Raw genomic sequence first — 21,208 nt, 5'->3', positions numbered from 1 at the left:
ATCGAACCAGGCAACCACAGCAAAGGTCGCCGATTCCACAGCCGGAGCCGGCTTGCCCGCAGCAAGCGCGGTGTTGCGGGCCTGCTCGATCAGGGCGCGCACACGCGCCTGGACCTCGTCCAAGCCACCTTGCGCGTTATTGGCCGCAATCTGCTCGTCGATACCAAGGCCAAAGGAAAACAGCGGCATGAAATATTCCAACAGGCGTGCCATCGCTTACTCCTCCGCGCCAACGGGATAGAGCTTGATGACTGTCTGGTCCGGCGGTAAATCGCAAAATACCGCCATATTGCGAGCGTTGCGGATACCCTGCCAGAACGGATGCCGCGTATCGACGAGAAAGTAGGTGGTATTAGGTGTCTTCTGCGGCAATTCCTCAGGCGGTACAGGCAGCAGATCGATCTTGAGACCGAATAAAGCAGCCGAGAGCAGACGCGGCATCTCTTCGATCGAGCAGATCTTGCCCGTGCGCGACAGACGCCCGAACAGGTCCTGTCCGCGAAGCTCCGATTCGAATGCCAGATAGAACCGCGTCTTATCCGATTCGAACAGGTTCGCTGGCACGTCGGCCTTGTACAGCTTGCCGTCGTAGGTCAGCGTAATGCCAACTTCGGCGCCAACAGTAAGCGCCTTGATCAGGACTTCGGCACGTTGGAAGGCGAGCCTGAAGCAATGGCGTAGATTGTCATGGTCGTAAGGCGGAAGTTCTGTCTCGGCGGGATTGGCGCGCAAGCCTCCAGCGAAACTGACTTCTTCGGAAAAGACCGAAAACTCCGCCACCAGTTCGCGTAGCTGCTGGTACAACGCATAAGGCGAGATCACTGCCCCCCGCACGTGTTCCTGCAAGTCGGCGATGTAACGGGCGAAGGTTTGCATCATCACCACACGCATGACTTCCTGCGCGCTGGTGGAGGCGGCACGGATGCCACGTTGGCGCTTCGTGCCGGAGAAATCGGCGCCACGGGCGACCAGCAGGTCACGCAAGGCGCGTGTCCAGCGCAATAGATTCACCGAACCATTGAGGGCAACCAAAGGCGGGATGTAATCGATGGAGAGCTTGAAGCGACCCGGTCCCTGGGGCACGATTTCGGCGAATTTGTACGCTTCGCAGGCCGCCAGCAGCGCATCGGCGCCTTCGTCGAGGCTGGTGATGATCTGGGCCTGGTAGCCCAGGAAATCCAGCTCTGCAGACGGAGCCTGCGGATCGTAGGGATCGGCACGCGTCTCTCCATCCAGTCGATGCCTGGCGGGCAAGCGACTGCGCTCGTCCGCACGCCCCAATCCATCGAGTGTGCGCTCGCGCTTGAACACCAGGTGCAAGGCAATCGGGTCGTTATTGGTCACCGGCAATTCGAGCAGGCTGCGCTCGGGCAGGCGCGTGTTGCCACCGCCCTCAGCCGTTGCCGCTACGCCGCCACTGACCCATTCCCCGTTTCGTGTCAGCAAGGCGAAACGCTCCAGCGTCGCCATGCCGTTGGCCAGCGCATCCTCGCGCAACACCAGTGATTCAAAGCCCCAATGATACGGAGAGAACTGGCGATGCAGGCGTAACGCATAGGCCTGCTGCCAGGCATCCATAGCCTGGAGATGTTGTGGCGTGAGAAAGCCCCCTTGCGCCCAGTGTACCTGCCGTGCTGCGTGCATGACGTTTGTCCTGTATGCCGTGTTGCTACGTATGCGTGCGCGCTCACCAGGCCTGGACGCTGACCGCGAAACCGCGGCGCGCCAGTCCGGCGAGCAAACCCTCGCTACCCGTGAGATGAATCGCGCCAACCGCGACAAAACAACCGCCATCACGCAATAGCGGTTCCAGTTCCTCGATCCAGCGCGCATTGCGTTGTTCGATCAGGCAGGTGCGCGCCTGCCGTTCCGCTACGCGGCCCTTTTCATCCAGGCCAGGCATTGCATCGATGTCTTCCAGCCACGCCGCCAGATGGCCTGCCCGATAAAAAGACAGGGCACGCTCTGTCGCCGTGCGTAGCTCGGACGGATCGGCCAGGCGTTGGCGCAACACCACGGCGTACTCGTCAGGCAGCGTGCAATCAAGCGCAGCCAGCTGGTCTTCCAGCGTCTCCAGATGAACCAGCCGCAAACCCTGCGTGCGGGCAATGTCCTCCACGACGTGATCGATGCTCGGCTGTCCTCGTGTAATACCGGGTGCCGGCACGTCCTCACCTTCTTCCAGCAACGTCATCGCGACCCAGGGCTTGTAGCGAACAAGCCGCGTTGTACCGTGCCCGGGTAGCAGGCGCGCCAGTTCGGCGAATGCATGATCGCCAAGGAGCTTATCCAGGCTCTGGCCCTCGCCCAGGAAACGATAATGGTCATAACGTGGTAGCCACGGCATAGTGCCGTCGACCTCGTTGACCAGCACGTGCTTGGACAACACCGCTTGCCGCACAAGCCGGGAATCGAGACCAATATCACGCGCCGCCCCGATGTGGATCGTGCCGAAAAGCAGGCTGTCGGAAGCGCCGACACGGGAGGAATGGACGCGAAACAGCACGCCTTGGGCATGCCGCCAGTCAAAATCGACCGGCGTAGCCGTTGCCGAAGTGGATGTCGAAGCAGGCACGGCCGGTGCGCTGGCTATTCGCGATGAAGCGGCTAGGCCAAACAAGCATGCCAGTACGAACATCGTGCATCCGCCATTCCAGTTGCCTGTCCCACGCGCCGAGTGCATCGTCGCTGCTCCCTGATTCGATAGCCGGGATTCTCACGACTGCGACCACTCGCCAGCCATATCACAGAGAGACTAGGCCGTTCGATCAGGGCGGCCTGGACAGGTGGCTTGTCGAGGTTGGTGCAATGGTCATAGCGCATCCGTCGTATGGCACTGCGCGCGGACACCGCCTGATCATGCCGGCGTCCCAAGTCATGGCATCGAGATATGAAACGATCGTGCAAAACATCCTATGGCTTGCCATGGACGTGGTTCGTGGCATGCATGACGTTCTTCATGGGCACGCCGACCTGCCTAGCCCAGGCCAATACGCAGAGCGTGCCGGCGCCAGCCAGTGCCGACACCCTGGCACAACCGTTCGTTACCCGGTATGCGCGCTTTCAACCCGTGCCTTTCCAGCAAGTGCCTGGCTGGAACAGCGATACGCTTCGCCAAAGCCTGGAGGTATTTGCCCGCTCATGCGCGGTGCTCTCGCGCAAGAGCGCGTGGGCAGGCGCATGCGCGGACCTTGGTAGCGCCGATCAGCGCAGCGATGACGCTGCACGGCAGTTCTTCGAGGCACACTTCCAGGTCTACCAGGTCATGAATCCCGACGCCACGGCCGACGGACGTATTACCGGCTACTACGAACCCAAGCTGCAAGGGAGCAGCCAACGCCATGACGCGTTTCGTTTCCCGGTCTATGGCGCGCCACGCGACCTTTACGAACTCGACGCCAGATCACTGAGCGGCGCCGAACACCAATGGCTACGTATCGACAACGGGCGTTTGCTGGCGGCAGCTCCGGGCACGGCCGACGCACGCGAATACACGCTGGCATTAGGCAGCGATACACCAGGCCTGGCTGACAAGCGCTATCGCGTGCGCATTGACGGTGATCAAGTGCTGCCTTACTACACGCGTCAGGAGATCGAGGCAAACGGTATCGACGCACCAGTACTTGCATGGGTTGCCGATGCCTATGCGCTGTACTCCATGCAAGTGCAAGGATCGGGGAAAATCCAGCTCGAGGACGGCAGCATGCTGCGTCTTGCCTACGCCGAGCAAAACGGCCAGCCGTTCCTGCCCAATGCATCGGCCAGCGACTCGGCTGCTGCCAGCAGCGCCATCAAGACACGTGGCCTGCACCTGGGCGCGGCCAGTGCGGCCATCGACGCGGTCCACGCTCCAGCCGACGACGTCGCAAGCATCATCAGTCAGTTGAAGCAGCAGAGCGGCGCGCAACCGGCAGCTGCGACACAAGCGTCCGCCGCTCCTGCCCACGCGCGCGCGGCCAGTGCGGAAGATAGCGCAGGCAATGCCCAGGTGCAGGCGATCATTACTCAACTCAAGCACACGCCTTCCGGTGACAAGCACCCCGCACCGGCACAGGCGCCCGTCGCAGCGCCCGCGACCATACCGGTGGCACCAGCGCCCACGGCGCAGGACCCGCAGGTGCAGTCCATGATTGCGCAGCTGCTGGGAAAGACCCCTGCCAGTCCCGTGCGTCCGCCACAAGACCCTACCCACGTGGGCACCAGCCAAATCACGGGTGCCGACGCAGCCCGGCTTGCTGCCGATCCACAACATGCTGGCGCCGCCAAGCACCTGGCTACGCCACGCGGCGTGGCGGGCGGTAGTGTCAGCGGCATTGGCGATCCCAGCTATGTGTTCTTTCGCTCGACCGCCGATGGGCCACAAGGCCCGGTGGGCGCCTTGGGCGTGCCCTTGACCGCAGGCCGCTCACTGGCGGTCGATCCGCGCACCACGCCACTGGGAGCACCCGTGTTCATTGCCACATCGGCACCCGGGGGCGCGGGAAGCCTGGAGCGGCTGATGTTCGCCCAGGATACAGGCGGCGCGATCCGCGGCAGCGTACGTGACGACTTCTTCTGGGGCTTCGGTGAAGACGCCGGCAGCCTGGCCGCGTCCATGAACGCCAATGGGCGCATGTGGCTGCTGCTCCCCAAGGGGCTGACCCTGGGTGCCCTCAATCCGAAGGTGCGCACACGCGGCCTGGGCGATGCGGGCCATGCACCGGAATGCGTCATCCCCGACGACGATAGCTGTGTCGAGAATTGATCGCACGCAAACACCATCGTAGAGCCCGCCACAGCACGTTGCCAAACGATCGGGCACATAAGGAGACCGCTCATGATCAGCATCGAACAGCCTGCCATGGTCCTCAATGCAGTGACTTCGCCACGCATTGGTCGCTTGCAGATGTGGAATTCCTGGGACGTATCCGGAGCCACCACGGCAAGGCAGATCATTGACTGGGTGGCCACGGTGGCACGCGGCGCCGAAGGCGGAAAATTGAAGAACCTGGTGATCCACAGCCATGGCATTCCCGGTGCCATACTGATCGGCCAGGGCTTCAATCGCAACAATGTCGGCCTGTTCAGCGGGCTGTCTGGCCTGGTCGACAAAATCTGGCTGGTTGCGTGCCGTCCCGCATACATCGATCCAAGCTGCAACACCACGACAGGTACCGGTGTATGCGTCAGCGATGGCAACATGTTCGTCTCGGCAATGGCCAGGGCAGCAAGCTGCTATGTCGTAGCATCGACCGAGACGCAGACGGAGTTGAACCAGACCTACCCGTTCGGCGTAATAACGACCTATGAAGGCCTGGTGCTTTCCTATGGCCCTGCAGGCAATGTCACCTGGTCGCGGCGCTATCCGTCGCAATGGCAGGGCGAATAATGCAGGTCGACGCGACGAGCCATACCGCTCCGATTCCCATTGTCGCGGCATCGACGAGGCGATCAGGTTTCTAAACTTCGTTCGCGATGACGCTTCGCCATGAAGCGTGATTCAAGGTCGCCTTTCAGCGGTTGCACGACATCACCCTGGTTCCGGAAAAAATTGGGCGACACGACCACACCATAGGTTCTATACCCTCCGATGAATGGAGCCGCGCGGCTGGCTGGTCGAGACTTGCAGGACCGCGGTGTTCCGTATTCCCGGCGACAATCATGCTCGATGCACTTCTTCCCTACTACGAAAACGAGCTCACCAGCCTGCGTTCGCTATCGAAGGAGTTCGCGGCACGCTATCCACGGATCGCTGCCCGGCTTTCACTGGAAGGCGATGTATGCGAAGACCCGCACGTCGAGCGCCTTATCGAATCGTTTGCCTTCATCGCATCGCGTATCCATAAAAAGCTCGACGATGATTTCCCACAGATCACCGAGGCACTTCTTTCGGTTCTGTATCCGCACTATCTGCGGCCCGTGCCGTCGATGTCGATCGCCCAGTTGATGCCCGCGCCGGGCGCCGAGCTGACGACCGTGCAGAACATTCCGCGCGGCACGATGCTCCTCACGCGTGCCGTGCAGGGCATGCCGGTGCGTTACCGCACCTCCTACCCCGTCGATGTCTGGCCATTGCAAGTCACCTCGGCCTCGTTTGAGTCCGTGGAGCGCTCGGCATTTGCGATACGCGGAAGCGATATTGCCGCGACGATTCGCATCTGCCTGGAGACGACAGGCAAGATCGATCTGGCAACACTGGACATAAACCGCCTGCGCTTCTACCTGGATGGCGAAAGCCCCCTCGCACACGCATTGCACGAATTGCTTCTCAACAACGTAGCCCAGGTCGAAGCGATCGCTCCGGAGGGCATGCCAGCCAAGCGCCAACTGCTACCGGAAGGTTGCGTCAACGCGGTGGGATTCGAACCCGACCAGGGCATGCTCGATGATGACCCACGCAGCTTCCTCGGCTATCGGCTGCTACAGGAATATTTCACTCTTCCCGAGAAGTTCCTGTTTATCGACATCCACGGGCTTGAACTCAAACCCTTTGGCCAGTCTGTTGAATTGCGCATCTCATTGCGCTCCTTCGGTCGCCCCGAACGTGCCTCGCGGCTGGAGCAAAGCGTCCACCGCGACAGCTTTCGGCTCCACTGCACGCCAGTCATCAATTTATTCCGCCAGCAAGCCGAACCTATCCGGGTTACCCAGGAATTGAATCAATATCAGGTGGTTCCGGACGTACGCCGCCCGCTTGGCATGGAGATCTATTCGATAGATCGTGTACAGCGACTGACACGTACCCATGAATCAAGCCAGGGAAGCGAATTCCTGCCATTCTTCTCCATTCGCCATGGCCTGGAAGGGGATGAGAGCGGTTGCTTCTGGCATGCACAGCGGCTGCCGTCCGCACGTCCCGGTGACGATGGCACCGAGATGTCCATTGCCTTGGTCGACCGCCAGATGGACCCTCGGGTGCCGGCGGTGGAAACCCTGTCACTGAGCCTGACCTGCACCAATCGTGACCTGCCATCGCAGATACCGTTCGGGGGCGAGGAGAACCTGCTGCAATCGGAGGATGGCGGCGTCATTGCAAGAGCGCGATTGTTGAAGAAGCCCACGCCCACATGGCGTGCACCGATGCGGCTGGCCAACCAATGGCGGCTCATTTCGCATCTGTCGCTCAATCATCTGTCGCTGGTGGAGGGTGGACGCGACGCCTTGCTGGAGATCCTCAGCTTGTACAACGTTGCCGATTCGGCCACTTTGCGCAAGCAGATCGGCGGTATCGTTGCGGTATCCAGCCAGGCGTCGCTGAGCCGGGTCGGCGCCGCTCCGCGACAGGCTTTCGTGCGCGGCACGGATATCGAATTGACCTTCGACGAGCAGCAGTACGTCGGTTCTGGCGCCTATGTGCTGGCACGCGTGCTGGAGTTGTTCTTTGGTCTTTACTGCAATGCAAGCTCCTACACCCGTCTTACCGCCAGAAGCCTGCAACGCGAAGAGCCCATAGCCAGCTTCGCGCCGCGAGCCGGCGCCCAAGCCCTGGTATGAACACGACTGATGCCTCCATGGAGTTCACGGCATCCGACGACGAAATCCATGACAGCCGGCCGCGCGAACGGCTGGCCGGAGCTGTCACGGTCCCTGGCCTGGTGCCTCATGCACCTCTGGATACGTTGCTTCGCCACCCGGAGCGTTTCGACTTCTTCCAGGCTGTTCGCCTGCTCTATCGCGCGCATGGCACGCCTCCCCGCCAGGGCGCGGGGGCCGATCGTGACCACGTACGTTTTGGTGTACCTGCCAACCTGTTCTTTCCACCGAGCGAACTACATGCCCTGGCGGTAGAGCCGTCACAGGCTTCCTCGGCGCCGCGTTATGCCATGAAGGTAAACTTCATCGGCCTGACTGGGCCTTCCGGCGAACTGCCGCGGCACTATACGGAGTGGCTTGTCGCTCAAATGAAGGCGCGCGACACGGCCTCGCGTGACTTCCTGGACTTATTCAATCACCGCTTGATCGCCCTGTTCTGGAGAGCCTGGGCGCGACACCGCATTGATGTCAGCGAAGAGCTCGACAGTGACGTACGCGGCCAGACATTGCTGCGCCACATCTACGACATCATCGGACTCGGCACACCCGCACTTTATGCCCGCGTGTCGGGCCCTCACGCGCATGGTCTTCCAGCCAGGGCGTTGGGTTACTACAGCGGACTGGTGGCGCAAAAACCCCGAGGCGTCGGCACACTGGCGCAGATTGCTGGAGACGTCGTTGGCGCCCACGTAAGCGTTCTGGGTTGCCACGGTACCTGGCAGAAAATCCCCTTGCGCGATCGCACGAGACTAGGCGCGGTCAATCACCGCATAGGCGCGGGCGTGGTGCTTGGCAGCCAATTCTGGGACCGACAGATGACAATTCGCATGCGCATCGGTCCATTGTCAGGCCGCCGCTTCGACCAGCTGCTGCCACAGGGAGAGTTGCTGGAAGCGGTAGTCGAATTGCTTCGGTTCCTGGCCGGACAGGCACTCGACCTGGATATCCAACTGCTGTTGCATGCCAGCGATGTACCCGGCGCCCGCCTCGGTGGCGCGAAACCAGCACGACTGGGTTGGAACAGCTGGCTGACCGGCCGTCGCAGTCGTAAGCCTGCCGATGAATGCCGCTTTGTTTTCGCCGGATTGGGCTAAATGCCTCGCACGATCCATATCCTGTATCAAATTTCATAGGGAGAGCACCATCATGACGATCCATATCCGCGCCCTGGTCGCACGACTGAATTCACCTTGCCGCAATGCGATGGAGAGTGCCGCGGGGCTGTGTCTTTCGCGCACCCACCATGATGTCGAGATAGAACATCTTCTGTTGAAGCTGACTGAGATAGACAACGGCGACATCCGACGTATCCTGCGTCAATTTGATAGCACCCCGGAACTGCTGGAGCGTGAATTAGGCCAAACTCTTGATGGCTTCAAGACAGGCAACACGCGTACTCCAGCCTTATCTGCCCATATTCCCGAGTGGCTTGAGCAGGCCTGGGCATATGCGTCGATCGAATTCGGTGAAAGCCGTATCCGTAGTGGTCATCTATTGACCGCCCTGCTCGCGACCCCGGCCTTGCGGCGCCTGGTTTCGGCGCGCAGCCTGCAACAGGTCAACGTGGAAACGCTGCAGGCAAATTTTCATGCCCTGGTGGATGCCTCGGTCGAAGCACGCGAGGCGCGCGGACTGGGGGATGGCCAGATCGCGGCATCGACAGGTTCCGGCGCCGGCGAAAGCAAGCCGAGCGCGACGCCAAACCTGGACAAATATTGCAGCAACCTCACCCAGCGCGCCCGTGATGGCAAGCTGGATACAGTGTTGGGGCGCGATGAGGAAATTCGCCAGATGGTCGACATCCTGTCACGGCGCAGGCAAAACAGCCCGATCCTGACCGGCGAACCCGGGGTCGGCAAGACCGCCGTCGTCGAAGGTCTGGCCGCGCGTATCGCCACGGGTGACGTACCGCCCATTCTCAAGCACGTGGAACTGTTGTCGCTGGATCTGGGCATGCTGCAAGCCGGTGCCAGCGTCAAGGGTGAGTTCGAGAATCGACTGAAAGGTGTATTGGACGAGGTCAAGGCCAGCAGCAAACCCATCATCGTCTTCATTGACGAGGCGCATACGCTGATCGGTGCTGGCGGCCAGGCCGGCCAGAACGATGCCGCCAATCTGCTCAAGCCCGCATTGGCCCGTGGTGAACTGCGCACCATTGCGGCAACGACCTGGAGCGAATACAAGAAATATTTCGAAAAAGATGCCGCCCTCACTCGTCGCTTCCAGGTCGTGAAAGTGGACGAGCCAGACGAGAGCAAGGCCGTCACCATGCTAAGGGGAGTAGCCAAGGCCATGGCTGGCCATCACAAGGTACGCGTGCTGGATGAAGCCCTGACTGAGGCGGTGAAACTGTCAGCACGCTATATCGCTGGGCGCCAGTTACCGGATAAGGCGGTCAGTGTGCTCGATACCGCATGCGCACGTATCGGCATCAGCCTGAACTCGATTCCTCCCCAGGTCGAGGATAGCCGCAAGCGACTGCACGCCCTGGATTCCGAACGCGAGCAGTTGGGCAAGGAAGCGGCAAGTGGCAGCGATCACGCCACTCGCCTGGCAGTCATCGACGCCGAAGCCGAGACACTCAAGGCGTCGCTGGAAATGCTTGAACGCCGCTGGCAGCAGGAACTGGACCTGGTCGCGAAGATTCACGCCCAACTCGATATGGCCGAGGCGCTTGCCGCCGATGCGCCCGAGCGCCAGGCCACGATCGACGAGCTCAACCGACTCCGACTGGAGTTGAAAGGCTTGCAAGGACCCTCGCCGATGGTCCACGCGGTGGTCGATGCAGGCAGTGCCGCGCAGATCGTAGCCGCTTGGACAGGCATTCCCTTGGGCAAGATGGTGGCCGACGAGGTGCAGAATGTCCTGCGCCTGCGTGAACTTCTCGAGGAGCGCGTCATCGGCCAAAGCCATGCGCTGGAAGCCATTGCCCAGCGTGTCCGCACGTCGCGCGCAAACCTGGAAGACCCCAACAAACCAAAAGGCGTTTTTCTTCTGGTGGGCACCTCGGGCGTAGGCAAGACCGAGACTGCGATCGCGCTGGCCGACATCTTGTACGGCGGTGAGCGCAACATGATCACCATCAACATGAGCGAGTATCAGGAAGCACACACCGTCTCCAGCCTCAAGGGCTCACCACCCGGCTATGTCGGCTACGGCGAAGGCGGCGTACTGACCGAGGCCGTGCGCCGACGCCCTTACTCTGTGGTATTGCTGGACGAGATCGAGAAGGCACATCCGGACGTGCTGGAGCTGTTCTTCCAGGTCTTCGACAAAGGCGTCATGGAGGACGGTGAAGGGCGCGAAATCGATTTCAAGAATACCATCATCATTCTCACCTCCAACGCTGGTACAGACCTGGTCATGGAAGCATGCTCGGGCTCCGGCGAGACGCCGCGGGTGGAGGAATTGCGCGAACTCCTTCGACCCACGCTCAACGCGCAGTTCAAGCCGGCGTTCATCGGGCGAACGACGGTGATCCCGTATTATCCGTTGCGCGACGAAGACATGAAAAAGATCGTTCGCCTCAAGCTGGGCAAGATTGCCAAGCGCATCGCCGCCAACCATGCCGCAGCTTTTACCTACGACGAGCCACTGGTCGAGACCGTCGCGGCGCGTTGCACAGAAGTCGATTCCGGCGCCCGTAACATCGATAACATCCTCAGTGGAAGCCTGCTTCCCGAAGTGGCCGGCGAAGTGCTCGCGTGGATGGGACGTGGTGACTGTGTGCGCCAGATCCACGTCGCCGTTGCGGACGACGCTGCCTTTACGTACGCGTTGTCGTGAACCTCCGAGTCGCCAAGGCCTGGGCATCGTTCCTCCTGCAAGGCGATGCTCTTTCCCTCGGCTTCGGCACCCTTAGGCCAGAAGGTCTAGTCCATCCCACAAATAGTCGTGTGCGTACGGACTGCGCAAGATGGTTCGTATCGCCAGCCATCGTGCCGCCATGTCGTATTCGACCCAGAAGCGTCCCTTTTATGTCACCACACCGCTGGGTGACGATGCGCTCTTGTTGCATCGCTTCGATGGCGAGGAAGCGTTGTCGCGACCATTCGCGTTTCGCCTGTGGATGGTCTCTGAAGACGACGCGATCGACGCCAAAAAAATCGTTGGCAAGCGCGTAACGCTATGGGCCGATGCCCAGAATGGTAACGACGAAGACGGCTCGTGCTGGAGCGGCATTGTCGCCAGCTTCGGCCGCGCAGGCTCAGCCTGGTTCGCCGGCGCGGGTGACACGCAGGAAATGACTGCCTATGAAGCGGAGATCGTCCCCTGGTTCTGGCAACTGAAGCTGGTGCATGACTGCCGCATTTTCCAGAACCTGAATATCCCGGACATCGTCGATACGATTCTCGACGAGCTCAAGCTCGGTACGCATGAAAGCGATCTCACAGGCAACTATCCTGCGCTCGACTACTGCGTGCAATACAACGAAAGCAGCTTCGATTTCATCGCACGACTGCTCGAAGATGCCGGCATCCACTACTTCTTCAAGCATGACCCGAAGAAGCAGGAAGACATCCTGGTCATCAGCGATCACCAGGAGAAAGACTATAAGGGCAACGTCACCAACCTGCGCTACGCGACAAACTGGGCCGACCAGGATGAACCTGTCGTCTTCTCACTCGCACGCCACCAGCAGATGCGCAGCGCAAGCGTCTCCATGCGCGACTACAATTTCATCAAGCCGACCCAGAATCTCGAATCCAGCGTGGACTCCGTACTTGACGCCGGCGTGGTCAAGGGGTTGAACCGCTACGCCTATCCTGGCGGCTACCAGGAGCATGCAGACGGCGACGGGCGCAGCAAGCTGGCCATGGAGATCGAGGAAGCCGCCCATGAGCAACTTGAAGGCGCCAGCACTCACCTGGATGTGCGCGCCGGCACCGCGTTCGAACTGGACGACCCGCCCAATGACGTGCTCAAGCCATCCTGGCGCGTGCTGAGCGCCAGGCACCGTGGCGAGAACAACCTGGACGAGGACAACGGCGAAGCGTTCTATCGCAACGACTTCGTCGTGCGCCCGCTGGCCACGCCGTTCCGCCCTGCCCGCACGACGCCCAAGCCGCGCATGTATGGACCACAGACCGCCGTGGTCACGGGGCCGTCAGGCGAAGAAATTTACACCGATAAGTATGGTCGCGTGAAAGTCCACTTTTTCTGGGATCACCTGGGCAGTGCGGATGACAAGAGTACCTGCTGGATCCGCGTCTCCCAGGCCTGGGCCGGACGTGGCTGGGGAACCTTCTTTCTTCCACGCATTGGCATGGAAGTCATCGTCGACTTCCTGCATGGCGACCCGGATCAGCCCCTGGTCACCGGCTGCGTCTACAACGGCGACAACATGCCGCCGTATGGGCTACCCGGTGAAATGACCAAGAGCACGATCAAGTCATGGTCGACCAAGGGTGGGGGTGGATTCAACGAACTGCGTTTCGAGGACAAGAAAGGCAGCGAGCAGCTATTCATCAATGCCCAGATGGATCTGGATCGCCGTATTGGCAACGACAGCCGCGAATGGGTTGAGCAAGATCGCAGTCTGATCGTCAAACGTGACAGGCTGGAGGAAGTGCGCCGCACCCATAGCTTGCACATCAAGAAAGACCGCATTGCTGAAATCAATGGAGATGACCACCTCAAGCTTGATGGCAAGCAAGCCATCAGTATCGGAGGTTCGCTATCCATGAAAGTTACCGGCGGGGTTGGCGAATCATTCCAGACCCATAGCGAACAGGTACAGAGCGACTATTACCTGAAGGCGGGCTCCAACGTAGTCATTGAAGCTGGAACGATGCTTACCCTGAAGGTGGGCGGCAATTTCATCACGATCTCCGGGGCTGGTATCACCATGGTTGGATCACCCACGGTGATGATCAATTCCGGAGGCTCACCAGGCGTGGGCGAAGCAGCATCATTGGTCTCTCCTACCAAGATTACAGATCCAGCGATAGCGGACTCAGCCAAACCCGGTGAGAAAATGGATGCTTCTAATCAGGCTGCGTCGAAATCCGGCAAATCAGTTGCCTCATCGGCGCCCACCCATGACGCAAATGATCCCGCCAACAAGGACAAGAAGCACTATCTGGAAGTCGAACTACTTGACGATGCCGGCAAGCCCGTACCCGGAGAGCAGGTTCGTGTCACGTTACCCGATGGACTCACCGTAGCCGAAGGCACAACCGACGAAAAGGGTCTATTCAAAGTAACAAACATCGATCCAGGTCAATGCAAGGTGACGTTCCCTGACCTGGAAAAAGAAGCATGGACGCCGGCTTGATTTCTGTCGCATCCATTTCTGGAGTTGCAAGACATGTCTGATAACAGCTCGCCTCAAGGAAGTGACGGTGGCGTGGCGTCTCACCATCCGGCTCCAACGGCTCTTACACCCAAGGTAGCCACCACGACTGCCAATGACGCTAATCGCATCGTGACCGCGCTCAAGCCAATCGCTTGTCTTCGCGTCGACGACGTGCGTTTTGAATTCGCCTCGTCGTTCATACGTCCAGGCGTGCAGGAAGAAATGCGCTTACTTGAAGCACTCATGAAGCAGCATGATGGCGCCACCATGTCTTTGTTCGGCCACGCCGATCCAGTGGGTGACGATGCCAACAACAAGACGCTGAGCGGCCGCCGCGTGATCGCTGTATATGCTGCATTGACTCGACAACCCAGCTTGTGGGACAAGCTCTACAGCTCTCCCGCCAACAACGATCGCTGGGGCGACCCCTCACTACGCGCCATGCTCAATGCCGTTGACGGTGCAGGCAGTGGCGATCCCAAGAGTGGACCGGACCACAGCGACCCTGTGGCACCTTATCGCAACGATACTTCCAAGCGACAGCAATTGTACAAACGCTACATGGACAAGCTATGTGGCTCGCTTCTCCTTCAGAAAACCGACTTTCTGGCGCGCGGCGCCGATGCCGACGGCAAAGGTGACTACCAAGGTTGTGGGGAATTCAATCCACTGGTGGTGCTATCGACTCAATACGACAGCGGCGAAAAAGCAGTACGCGACGCAGCCAATGCCCCTAACCGGCGCGTATTGATGCTGCTGTTTGAAAAAGGAACCGTTGTCGATACCTCGCGATGGCCTTGCCCTCGCGCAAGCGAGGGAGCATCTGGTTGCCACGCGCGCTTCTGGTCCGATGGAGAAAGACGGCGATCAACGCGCCTAGCCAACGAATCGCGCTCATACGGCAAGACTCAAGATACGTTTGCCTGCCGATTTTACGACCGCCTGGTTACTGCATCGCCGTGCGAAAAGCCACCAGAGCCGCTGGTATTCCGTTTTGTCGAAGAATTTACCAAGCGCCCCATTGCTGGCGCCCAAGTGGTTATCCGCGGCCCAAGCGGCAATACACAAACCTACACCGCCGACGAGCACGGCAATGTGCTTGTCATGGGCCATCCCGGCACAGTCTTTAGCGTTGTGCACATCACAACTCCCGAAACCGATGCGGTTTCCCACGTCGAACACACCCCTCTTCAATCCAATGCCCAGCCTTGACGACATTCTCAATAGTGGCACCCTTCTTCGCGCCGCCCACGGCAATAAGCCGACTGGCATGGAACCTCCATCAGCACTACCCGATGCGGACCCCAGTGCCAGTGACGAAGAAGACAAACAGATCTGGCATTTCTCGCATAACTTCGCAAATCAGCTAAATCGCATTAATCGGCTGACATGTAAAGTCCAGAGCATGAATTTCATGGCGATGACGGTATGCGACGACGTGCTATGGGGCCCCATCCAGATAGACATCCATGGCAACACGGTCGACCTGCCGTTGACTCGCCAGTTCCTGGCTCTCAGCGAATATCTTGATGGTGGCTTCGTGGCCGCAGGAACCAATAGCTTATGGCCATTGGAAGCGCGTATCGACAAGGGCTTTCAACATGTATTCTGCTACGACCTGGGGCCACCAGGCACATCCAGCACACCACAACAAGTAAACACGTCCATATTCCAGGACAAGAACTTCATGCCCAATCCAGTCGACTCGCATCTTCCGGTTGATGGAACAGTCGGCAAGGATTCGATATGTACGATTGCCCTGGCCAACCTCTACATCGTTGTCGTGGTGAGCATGGTGTGCTGCAAGCTACGCTATGATTTTGAACCAGGCGGCATCCTGGGGGCCGGTCGCATGTATCCGCTTATCTATACCATGTCCAACCAGTCACTGGACAAGATAAACGCCGAAATACGGATCAATCGCCCGGCAACACTTCCCCCCGGTCATGACATGATGGACGGGGAAGAGATGAATCATGAAATCAGCGCCGAGTTTTTTGGCGATCTCAACAATACAAGCGGATTACCTGTAACCTGGAAAGAAACATTCAGTCACTACTGGATAGACCCTCCTCCCGGCCCGTATGTCATGATCGATCCGGCCAAGCCCAAACGCACCATTAGCGACGCCGTGGTCAACAACCGCATTTTCACGGATGTCCCACCCATGAAGATCCAAGACAGGATATATACCGATCTTCTTGACTTCGAAAAGCTCTCCAGCCAGGGCGAATTCGACAATCTGCATCTTGCGCCGAAGATGAAAGCACCTGCCGCTACGCGAGCTAGCTTTCCCAATGACAGCTCTTTGCTCAACATCGCGATGGCTCCTTTCTGTATTCACGATTGTTTGCATACTCATACCCGCTGGGGCAATGGATCGTTCGCCCAACCCGACCATATCAAAGGCTGGGAGGGCTTCAAGCCGTATACTAAGATTGGTGCCCCGCTTGTTCCGCCCAACCAGAAAATCACTTTTGACATGCTCAACAGCCATGCTTTCAAGTACAAGTGTGAGATCAAGCCTACTGGAAACATTCACGTAGATGGCGGCCAGTGGCAGATCGTCTTTCACCATGGCTCGGCTTATGCTCTCGATATCAGCAGTAAGGGCAAGGCCGCTAAACAGCTCCTGGCTGCCGGGCTGGCTGCCGGCGGTGAGCAGATTATCAGTGGTCACGGTAGCTGGGCCATGTTTTACTACATGCTGCGCTACGGACGCGGCGTGAGCCATGTCGTTGAGCGTGTCCAGGTGATCGATATGACCAAGGCTCGCAGCTAGGAGGGACGACTCCATGAACTATATCGTCAAGCAAGGCGATCACCTGGCCAAAATCGCTGCCCAGTTCGGATTCGCTGACTGGAATACCATCTGGAATCATCCTGACAATGCCGCGCTGAAGCAACAGCGCAAGAATCCCCATATTCTTTATCCTGGTGATCAGCTGTCCATTCCAGACAAACAAACCAAGGACGAATCCCGGGCGGTTGACCAACGGCACAAATTCAGCCTCAAGCGCAATCCACTTAAACTGATCGTGGTACTTGAACGGGCGTATCAAAAGCCGTTGGCCCATGTCTCATTCGACTTAAGCATCGACGGCGACACCCAGGCGATCAGCTCCGACGGAAGCGGAAAGCTGCAACATGGCATATCCGCGAAAGCTGAAATCCTGCAATTGATTGCCAGGGACAGCAATACCGCCATGGATCACGTCATGGTCCCGTTGCGTATTGGGGAGCTAGACCCGATCGATGAGGTATCCGGACAACGCGAACGCCTTAACAACCTGGGTTATGGGGCCTCGCTACCTGACGACGCCACGCCAGCCGAACAGGATCGGGCGTTCAAATCTGCCATTGAGGAATTTCAGTGCGAGAACAAGCTGACAGTTGATGGCATCTGCGGCCCGCAGACCCAGGCCAAGCTCAAGTCCATCCACGGCTGCTGACGGCAAACTTGTCCCGAGGTTGCCACAGGCAAACCTCAAATGCATGACGTACAAGGCGATATTTTTTGAATTTATTCATCAAGGTGGAATGCCATTGGGAAATAACCCGGTCGTGAAACGCTTGATCGATTCCTGAGCTCCTCTTGAAAACTTCAGGTCATCGTTACTGGCGCTGTCATGCATATCCGGCCACAGAAAAGCTAGTTTGTAATTTTTCTTGGCCAACACTTTCAACCTTTCGAATGCAGCATCGGCAACGCTGGAGTCGGCGCCGTTACATTCAGGCCAGGAACGATCGACACCGGCTGCGATCTCACCGATAAATCGCGGCTTGGCTGGATCGAACTCCGGAATCGCCATTGGATCCGAACGATACGCTCCGCCGATATTTGGCACATAGGGAGTCAATGCATAGTAATGATACTGGGGCAGCGTCCCCGAAGGCATGACGTTTTCCGTCAGGTCATCAAGAAAGCGATGGCCCACGGTCGATTCAAATCCCGCATCCTGGAAGATATTTATCATGTCGCGGATAAAGCTCGCCATGACATCCTTGGAGACGTCCGGTCCGGAATCGCTCGTGTGAGGCCTTGCCTTGCCGAAGCCAGTCATGACGTTCCAATATGGCTCATTGATGGCTTCCCATGCATAAATAGTGTCGCGAAAGCTCCTGGAGAGGTTGACGAAGGGAGCGACCACAGTTTCAAGAAAGCGTTCACGCTGCGATGTGACAATACTCGTCCTTCCGCCACCACTTCCCAAACGCGGGTAGATCGCTCCAAAGTCCAGCAGCGACGGAATGATCTGCATCTGCTTGCTCTGGAAGACCTCCAGGAGCTGCCTGAAATGACTTAGAAAAAGGGGATGTAACGAGGTAGGAGCAGTAAAAAATGAACGACCAGACGGCGTGACATTGCTTATTGGGTAATGACCGTAGTTATAGGCATTGCACAGGATGAACATCCTGACTTTTCTTATCTTGAACTCATTCTTCAGGATTGTGAGGTTGGCGGCGAGAGTGCCTTCCGGCGGGTTGGCCCTAATGTCACGAAATACAGGTATTTCGTCACCTATGCCTGTGGGAAGCTCTTTTTCGATATCACGTGGTCCGATCCAGGTGCCGTATCGATTGAACGCCCACGCGTAGTTGATACCCACTTCCATAGTCGGTGAACGCAAAACCGGCACTGCCGGCTGGATATCATCACTCATGCCTTGATCTCTATTTGGTTGCTTGCCACGCGTGAATCAGCCCAAAAAGCACAGGAACGCTCCCTCTGCGCGCGATAGTCGCGCCAAGCTCCATCAGACAATTGTCGTCGCGCGCAGGTCATCGGCACATTCGGCGTAAACCGTGCGCAATACCTTAAGTGTCTGGTCATCGAGTTGTCCTGTTACTTCGAGCGGCGGCGTGTCGAGCGTGGCGTAATCGCTCTGAAATCCCTTGATGTTATCCGCCGAATCCGGCATGCCATAGCCGAGATTGTTCAGCTTCATGCGGACTTCTTCCGATGCATCGGCATCCGGGATGGATAAGTACATGCTTAGGCCATATATATAGTCAGGATTTTCCCCGGCCGCCGGCGGCAAGCCCCAGCGAATGGCACATGTCGATGGCACGGAAATATTCCGCAAGGTCAATACGCCCTCCCTCGTCGCCGTCCCCGACTGAGCCGTCGAGATATCTCCATCCATTTCAATATGATATGGCGCATTGGCGATAGCTTTGCCATCAGGATCATAAAGCCGTATCCGGCGAACCTTGATCACTCGCTCACACGGCGAAGCACTGGTGAGGCGATCGTAGAAACGGCAGGCGAAGGTATCCTGGGCGTCTTCATACGAGCGCCTTGCATCAGGCAGATGCGTACCTCGTCGCGTTTCGCCGTCGGACCAGAAGCGCTTTCGGCATGCCGATGTATCTTCCTTTACGCGAGGGCACGGCCACAGATCAGGCTGGACTTGTGCTCCCTTGCGAAAAATCAGGAGCACGACCCGTCGGTTAGGCGCGTTAGCCGCATTTCTCGGCATGTGATCCTGGGTTTGTGCAAACGAATTTTCCTCGCTCTGCGACAAGAGCAATTGAGGATTGAATTCGCTGCAGCCCTGATAATCTGCCTTCCCGCCTGCATCCAAGCCTCCGCCAAGAAAGTCTCCTTTTGCCAGAACCTGGCTGGACGACCAGAGTTTCTCCATGTAGCGTCGGTAAAGATCTTTGCGTCTTCCTGCGTCTTGCTGATAGTTTTCGGCATTTTCTGGCACGCCACTATCAGCTGTCGCATCAAGCATGACTTGCAGTGCCGGCCTGCCCCACTTGTCGTCTCCCAGAGGTTGGGAGTACAGCTCTTCCCATAATTCGACTTGATGGGTTAGCAATCCGTACACCGCAGCTGCACGTCGCCCGCTGAGCTTCTTGTTGTAATCGTCACTGCCTACCGGATCTGCGTGACCAAAGATCGATATCGGGCATCCCTGGTTTTGCGCAGGAGTTTTTTTTGCCGTGTACGAGGGGGGCGAGTGCCTCGCCAATAACGAGCTCAGATGAGCAAGCCCTGCCACGACATTCAAGCCAGGAAATGATGAGTCAAAATCAAAGCAAATGTCATCCATTCGCCAGCAAGCGATAGGCGCCACCAGGATTCGAAGCCGATTGACAGCGTCGCTATCGGTTGGGGCAACAACGGCAGGCTTTTCAACCAACGAAGGGTGATCGGCCGCCACACCGCTTTCAGACAAGCCCATGACTAGACTGGCATCCTGAATGGTCGCCACCGTTCATCCTTTCAACGCGACTAGGGAATGACCTCGGTCATCTGCCCGGGGCTGACCACGGTCACCACCCCGCCCCACATGCACATGCAGGTATGGGTGTTATCCAGGCAGGGTTGACTGCCCAGCACCATGGTGGGCGTGCCGGTGACCCAGGGCGACGTGGTCGCTGGAATGCACGGCTGTGGCGTCAGTACGCCCATCGCCGCCGCGGTAGCCGCCGCGACCTGCGGATTGCTCGGTGACGAACACATGCCAAAGGGCATGATGTGGGTCATGGGAATATGGTCCTGGATGGTGGCTGCCGGCTGGTTGCTCGACAACATCCGGTTGATCGGCAGCACGACCAGGCTCGATGGCGCCACGCCAAAACTGCAGGCCAACATGGCGCCATTGACCACATGGCAAGGCATGGTCGATCAGCCGCCGCTGGCCACGATTTCGACGCGGCGATTCTCCGCTGCCGTCGGATCGGCCTTGTTGAGCAGCTCACTGGCGCCCTTGCCACTGGCACTGAGCCGGCCGGCATCGACACCATGCGAGGTAAGGAAACGCTTGACCGAATCGGCGCGCATCTGTGACAGATGCAGGTTATAACCGGCAGAACCGACACCATCGGTGTGGCCGACCACTTGGAACTGGCGCCCCTTGAGCTCATCCGAGCGCAATGCCGTGGCCAGGTTGTTCATGGTGGTCGCTGACGCGCCCTCGATGCGGTCGGAATTGAACGCAAACTGGATCTGCATCGAGATCGATGCAGGCGGCGGTGGCGTGCTCGGCGTGGTTGGTGCGTCGGCCGCCTTGCCAGCGGCTGCCGCTCCACCGAGTCGCAGCGATCGCGTACCGCCAATAACGACCGAATCATCATCGTCCTTGACCTTCAGTTGATCGACGATGGTCTGCACGGAAGGCGCGCTGCTGGAAGCCGCGGGAGCATCCTGTGCCAGGGCCCCGGCACTGATGAACAAACCGGCAGCCAGCAGGCTGATTTTGAAATGACGACTGTGCATGAGCATCCTCCTCGATGCTGCCTGGACATATCCGGAAATACCTCCGGATGATGTCCTTCAGTCTCCGAAAGGTTGACGCGATTTTCGATAGACAATTCGCTCTAGACCGAGGGGTTTAGAACGGTCAGAAATCAGGAGGCGACATCGCAACACCGTACACAGTCCCG

The 21,208-nt window shown here is 58.6% G+C and carries 15 protein-coding genes and 1 pseudogene; 9 read left to right on the top strand and 7 right to left on the bottom strand.

Annotated elements, in window-relative coordinates; all coding sequences use genetic code 11:
* The 3 genes and pseudogenes from VF436_RS12405 to VF436_RS12395 form a co-directional block, all read right to left on the bottom strand.
* Positions 1 to 213 (bottom strand): annotated as a pseudogene (locus tag VF436_RS12405) (hypothetical protein); the annotation flags it as partial.
* A 3-nt stretch (positions 214 to 216) separates the two neighbouring features.
* On the bottom strand, positions 217 to 1,644 hold the full coding sequence (gene tssK / locus VF436_RS12400; protein WP_330904341.1) for a type VI secretion system baseplate subunit TssK: 1,428 nt from the start codon (positions 1,642 to 1,644) through the stop codon (positions 217 to 219).
* A gap of 43 nt (positions 1,645 to 1,687) precedes the next feature.
* The gene (locus VF436_RS12395) at positions 1,688 to 2,638 is read right to left on the bottom strand and encodes a TraB/GumN family protein (RefSeq protein WP_330904340.1); all 951 of its coding nucleotides are present in this window, start codon (positions 2,636 to 2,638) and stop codon (positions 1,688 to 1,690) included.
* A gap of 252 nt (positions 2,639 to 2,890) precedes the next feature.
* Here VF436_RS12395 and VF436_RS12390 point away from each other — a divergent pair, with 252 nt between their 5' ends.
* From VF436_RS12390 to VF436_RS12350, 9 genes are all read left to right on the top strand, one after another.
* Positions 2,891 to 4,744: an MltA domain-containing protein gene (locus tag VF436_RS12390; RefSeq protein ID WP_330904339.1), complete on the top strand. Its 1,854-nt coding sequence runs from the start codon at positions 2,891 to 2,893 to the stop codon at positions 4,742 to 4,744.
* 72 nt (positions 4,745 to 4,816) lie between these two features.
* The gene (locus VF436_RS12385) at positions 4,817 to 5,368 is read left to right on the top strand and encodes a hypothetical protein (protein ID WP_330904338.1); all 552 of its coding nucleotides are present in this window, start codon (positions 4,817 to 4,819) and stop codon (positions 5,366 to 5,368) included.
* A 272-nt stretch (positions 5,369 to 5,640) separates the two neighbouring features.
* Complete coding sequence (gene tssF / locus VF436_RS12380) at positions 5,641 to 7,473, top strand: type VI secretion system baseplate subunit TssF (RefSeq protein WP_330904337.1); 1,833 nt, start codon at positions 5,641 to 5,643, stop codon at positions 7,471 to 7,473.
* Positions 7,470 to 8,606: a type VI secretion system baseplate subunit TssG gene (gene tssG, locus VF436_RS12375; RefSeq protein WP_330904336.1), complete on the top strand. Its 1,137-nt coding sequence runs from the start codon at positions 7,470 to 7,472 to the stop codon at positions 8,604 to 8,606. Before tssF ends, tssG begins: the two co-directional genes overlap by 4 nt.
* 52 nt (positions 8,607 to 8,658) lie before the next feature.
* Complete coding sequence (gene tssH / locus VF436_RS12370) at positions 8,659 to 11,298, top strand: type VI secretion system ATPase TssH (RefSeq protein WP_330904335.1); 2,640 nt, start codon at positions 8,659 to 8,661, stop codon at positions 11,296 to 11,298.
* A 130-nt stretch (positions 11,299 to 11,428) separates the two neighbouring features.
* Complete coding sequence (locus tag VF436_RS12365) at positions 11,429 to 13,789, top strand: type VI secretion system Vgr family protein (RefSeq protein WP_330904334.1); 2,361 nt, start codon at positions 11,429 to 11,431, stop codon at positions 13,787 to 13,789.
* 33 nt (positions 13,790 to 13,822) lie between these two features.
* Positions 13,823 to 15,022 carry a hypothetical protein gene (locus tag VF436_RS12360; protein ID WP_330904333.1) on the top strand — a complete coding sequence of 400 codons (1,200 nt, stop codon included), beginning with the start codon at positions 13,823 to 13,825 and terminating at the stop codon, positions 15,020 to 15,022.
* The gene (locus VF436_RS12355) at positions 14,970 to 16,592 is read left to right on the top strand and encodes a hypothetical protein (protein ID WP_330904332.1); all 1,623 of its coding nucleotides are present in this window, start codon (positions 14,970 to 14,972) and stop codon (positions 16,590 to 16,592) included. Before VF436_RS12360 ends, VF436_RS12355 begins: the two co-directional genes overlap by 53 nt.
* Positions 16,593 to 16,605: 13 nt before the next feature.
* Entirely contained in the window at positions 16,606 to 17,262 is a 657-nt protein-coding gene (locus VF436_RS12350) for a peptidoglycan-binding protein (protein ID WP_330904331.1), read from the top strand.
* 78 nt (positions 17,263 to 17,340) lie between these two features.
* On the opposite strand, the gene VF436_RS12345 is transcribed toward VF436_RS12350, so the two are convergent.
* The 4 genes from VF436_RS12345 to VF436_RS12330 all read right to left on the bottom strand — a co-directional run bounded on the left by VF436_RS12345 (position 17,341) and on the right by VF436_RS12330 (position 21,041).
* Complete coding sequence (locus VF436_RS12345; RefSeq protein WP_330904330.1) at positions 17,341 to 18,474, bottom strand: hypothetical protein; 1,134 nt, start codon at positions 18,472 to 18,474, stop codon at positions 17,341 to 17,343.
* 93 nt (positions 18,475 to 18,567) lie between these two features.
* Positions 18,568 to 20,034, bottom strand: a complete 1,467-nt coding sequence (locus tag VF436_RS12340) for a hypothetical protein (RefSeq protein ID WP_330904329.1) — start codon at positions 20,032 to 20,034, stop codon at positions 18,568 to 18,570.
* 20 nt (positions 20,035 to 20,054) lie between these two features.
* Entirely contained in the window at positions 20,055 to 20,444 is a 390-nt protein-coding gene (locus tag VF436_RS12335; protein ID WP_330904328.1) for a DUF4280 domain-containing protein, read from the bottom strand.
* Positions 20,445 to 20,450: 6 nt separating this feature from the next.
* Positions 20,451 to 21,041 carry an OmpA family protein gene (locus VF436_RS12330; protein ID WP_330904327.1) on the bottom strand — a complete coding sequence of 197 codons (591 nt, stop codon included), beginning with the start codon at positions 21,039 to 21,041 and terminating at the stop codon, positions 20,451 to 20,453.
* Between the last annotated feature and the right edge of the window lie 167 nt (positions 21,042 to 21,208).

Origin of the sequence: Dyella sp. (assembly GCF_036384435.1) — a bacterium.
GTDB lineage: Bacteria > Pseudomonadota > Gammaproteobacteria > Xanthomonadales > Rhodanobacteraceae > GSA-30.
The sequence above is the reverse complement of the archived record's forward strand: the minus strand, read 5'-3'. Positions and strand labels throughout refer to the sequence as shown.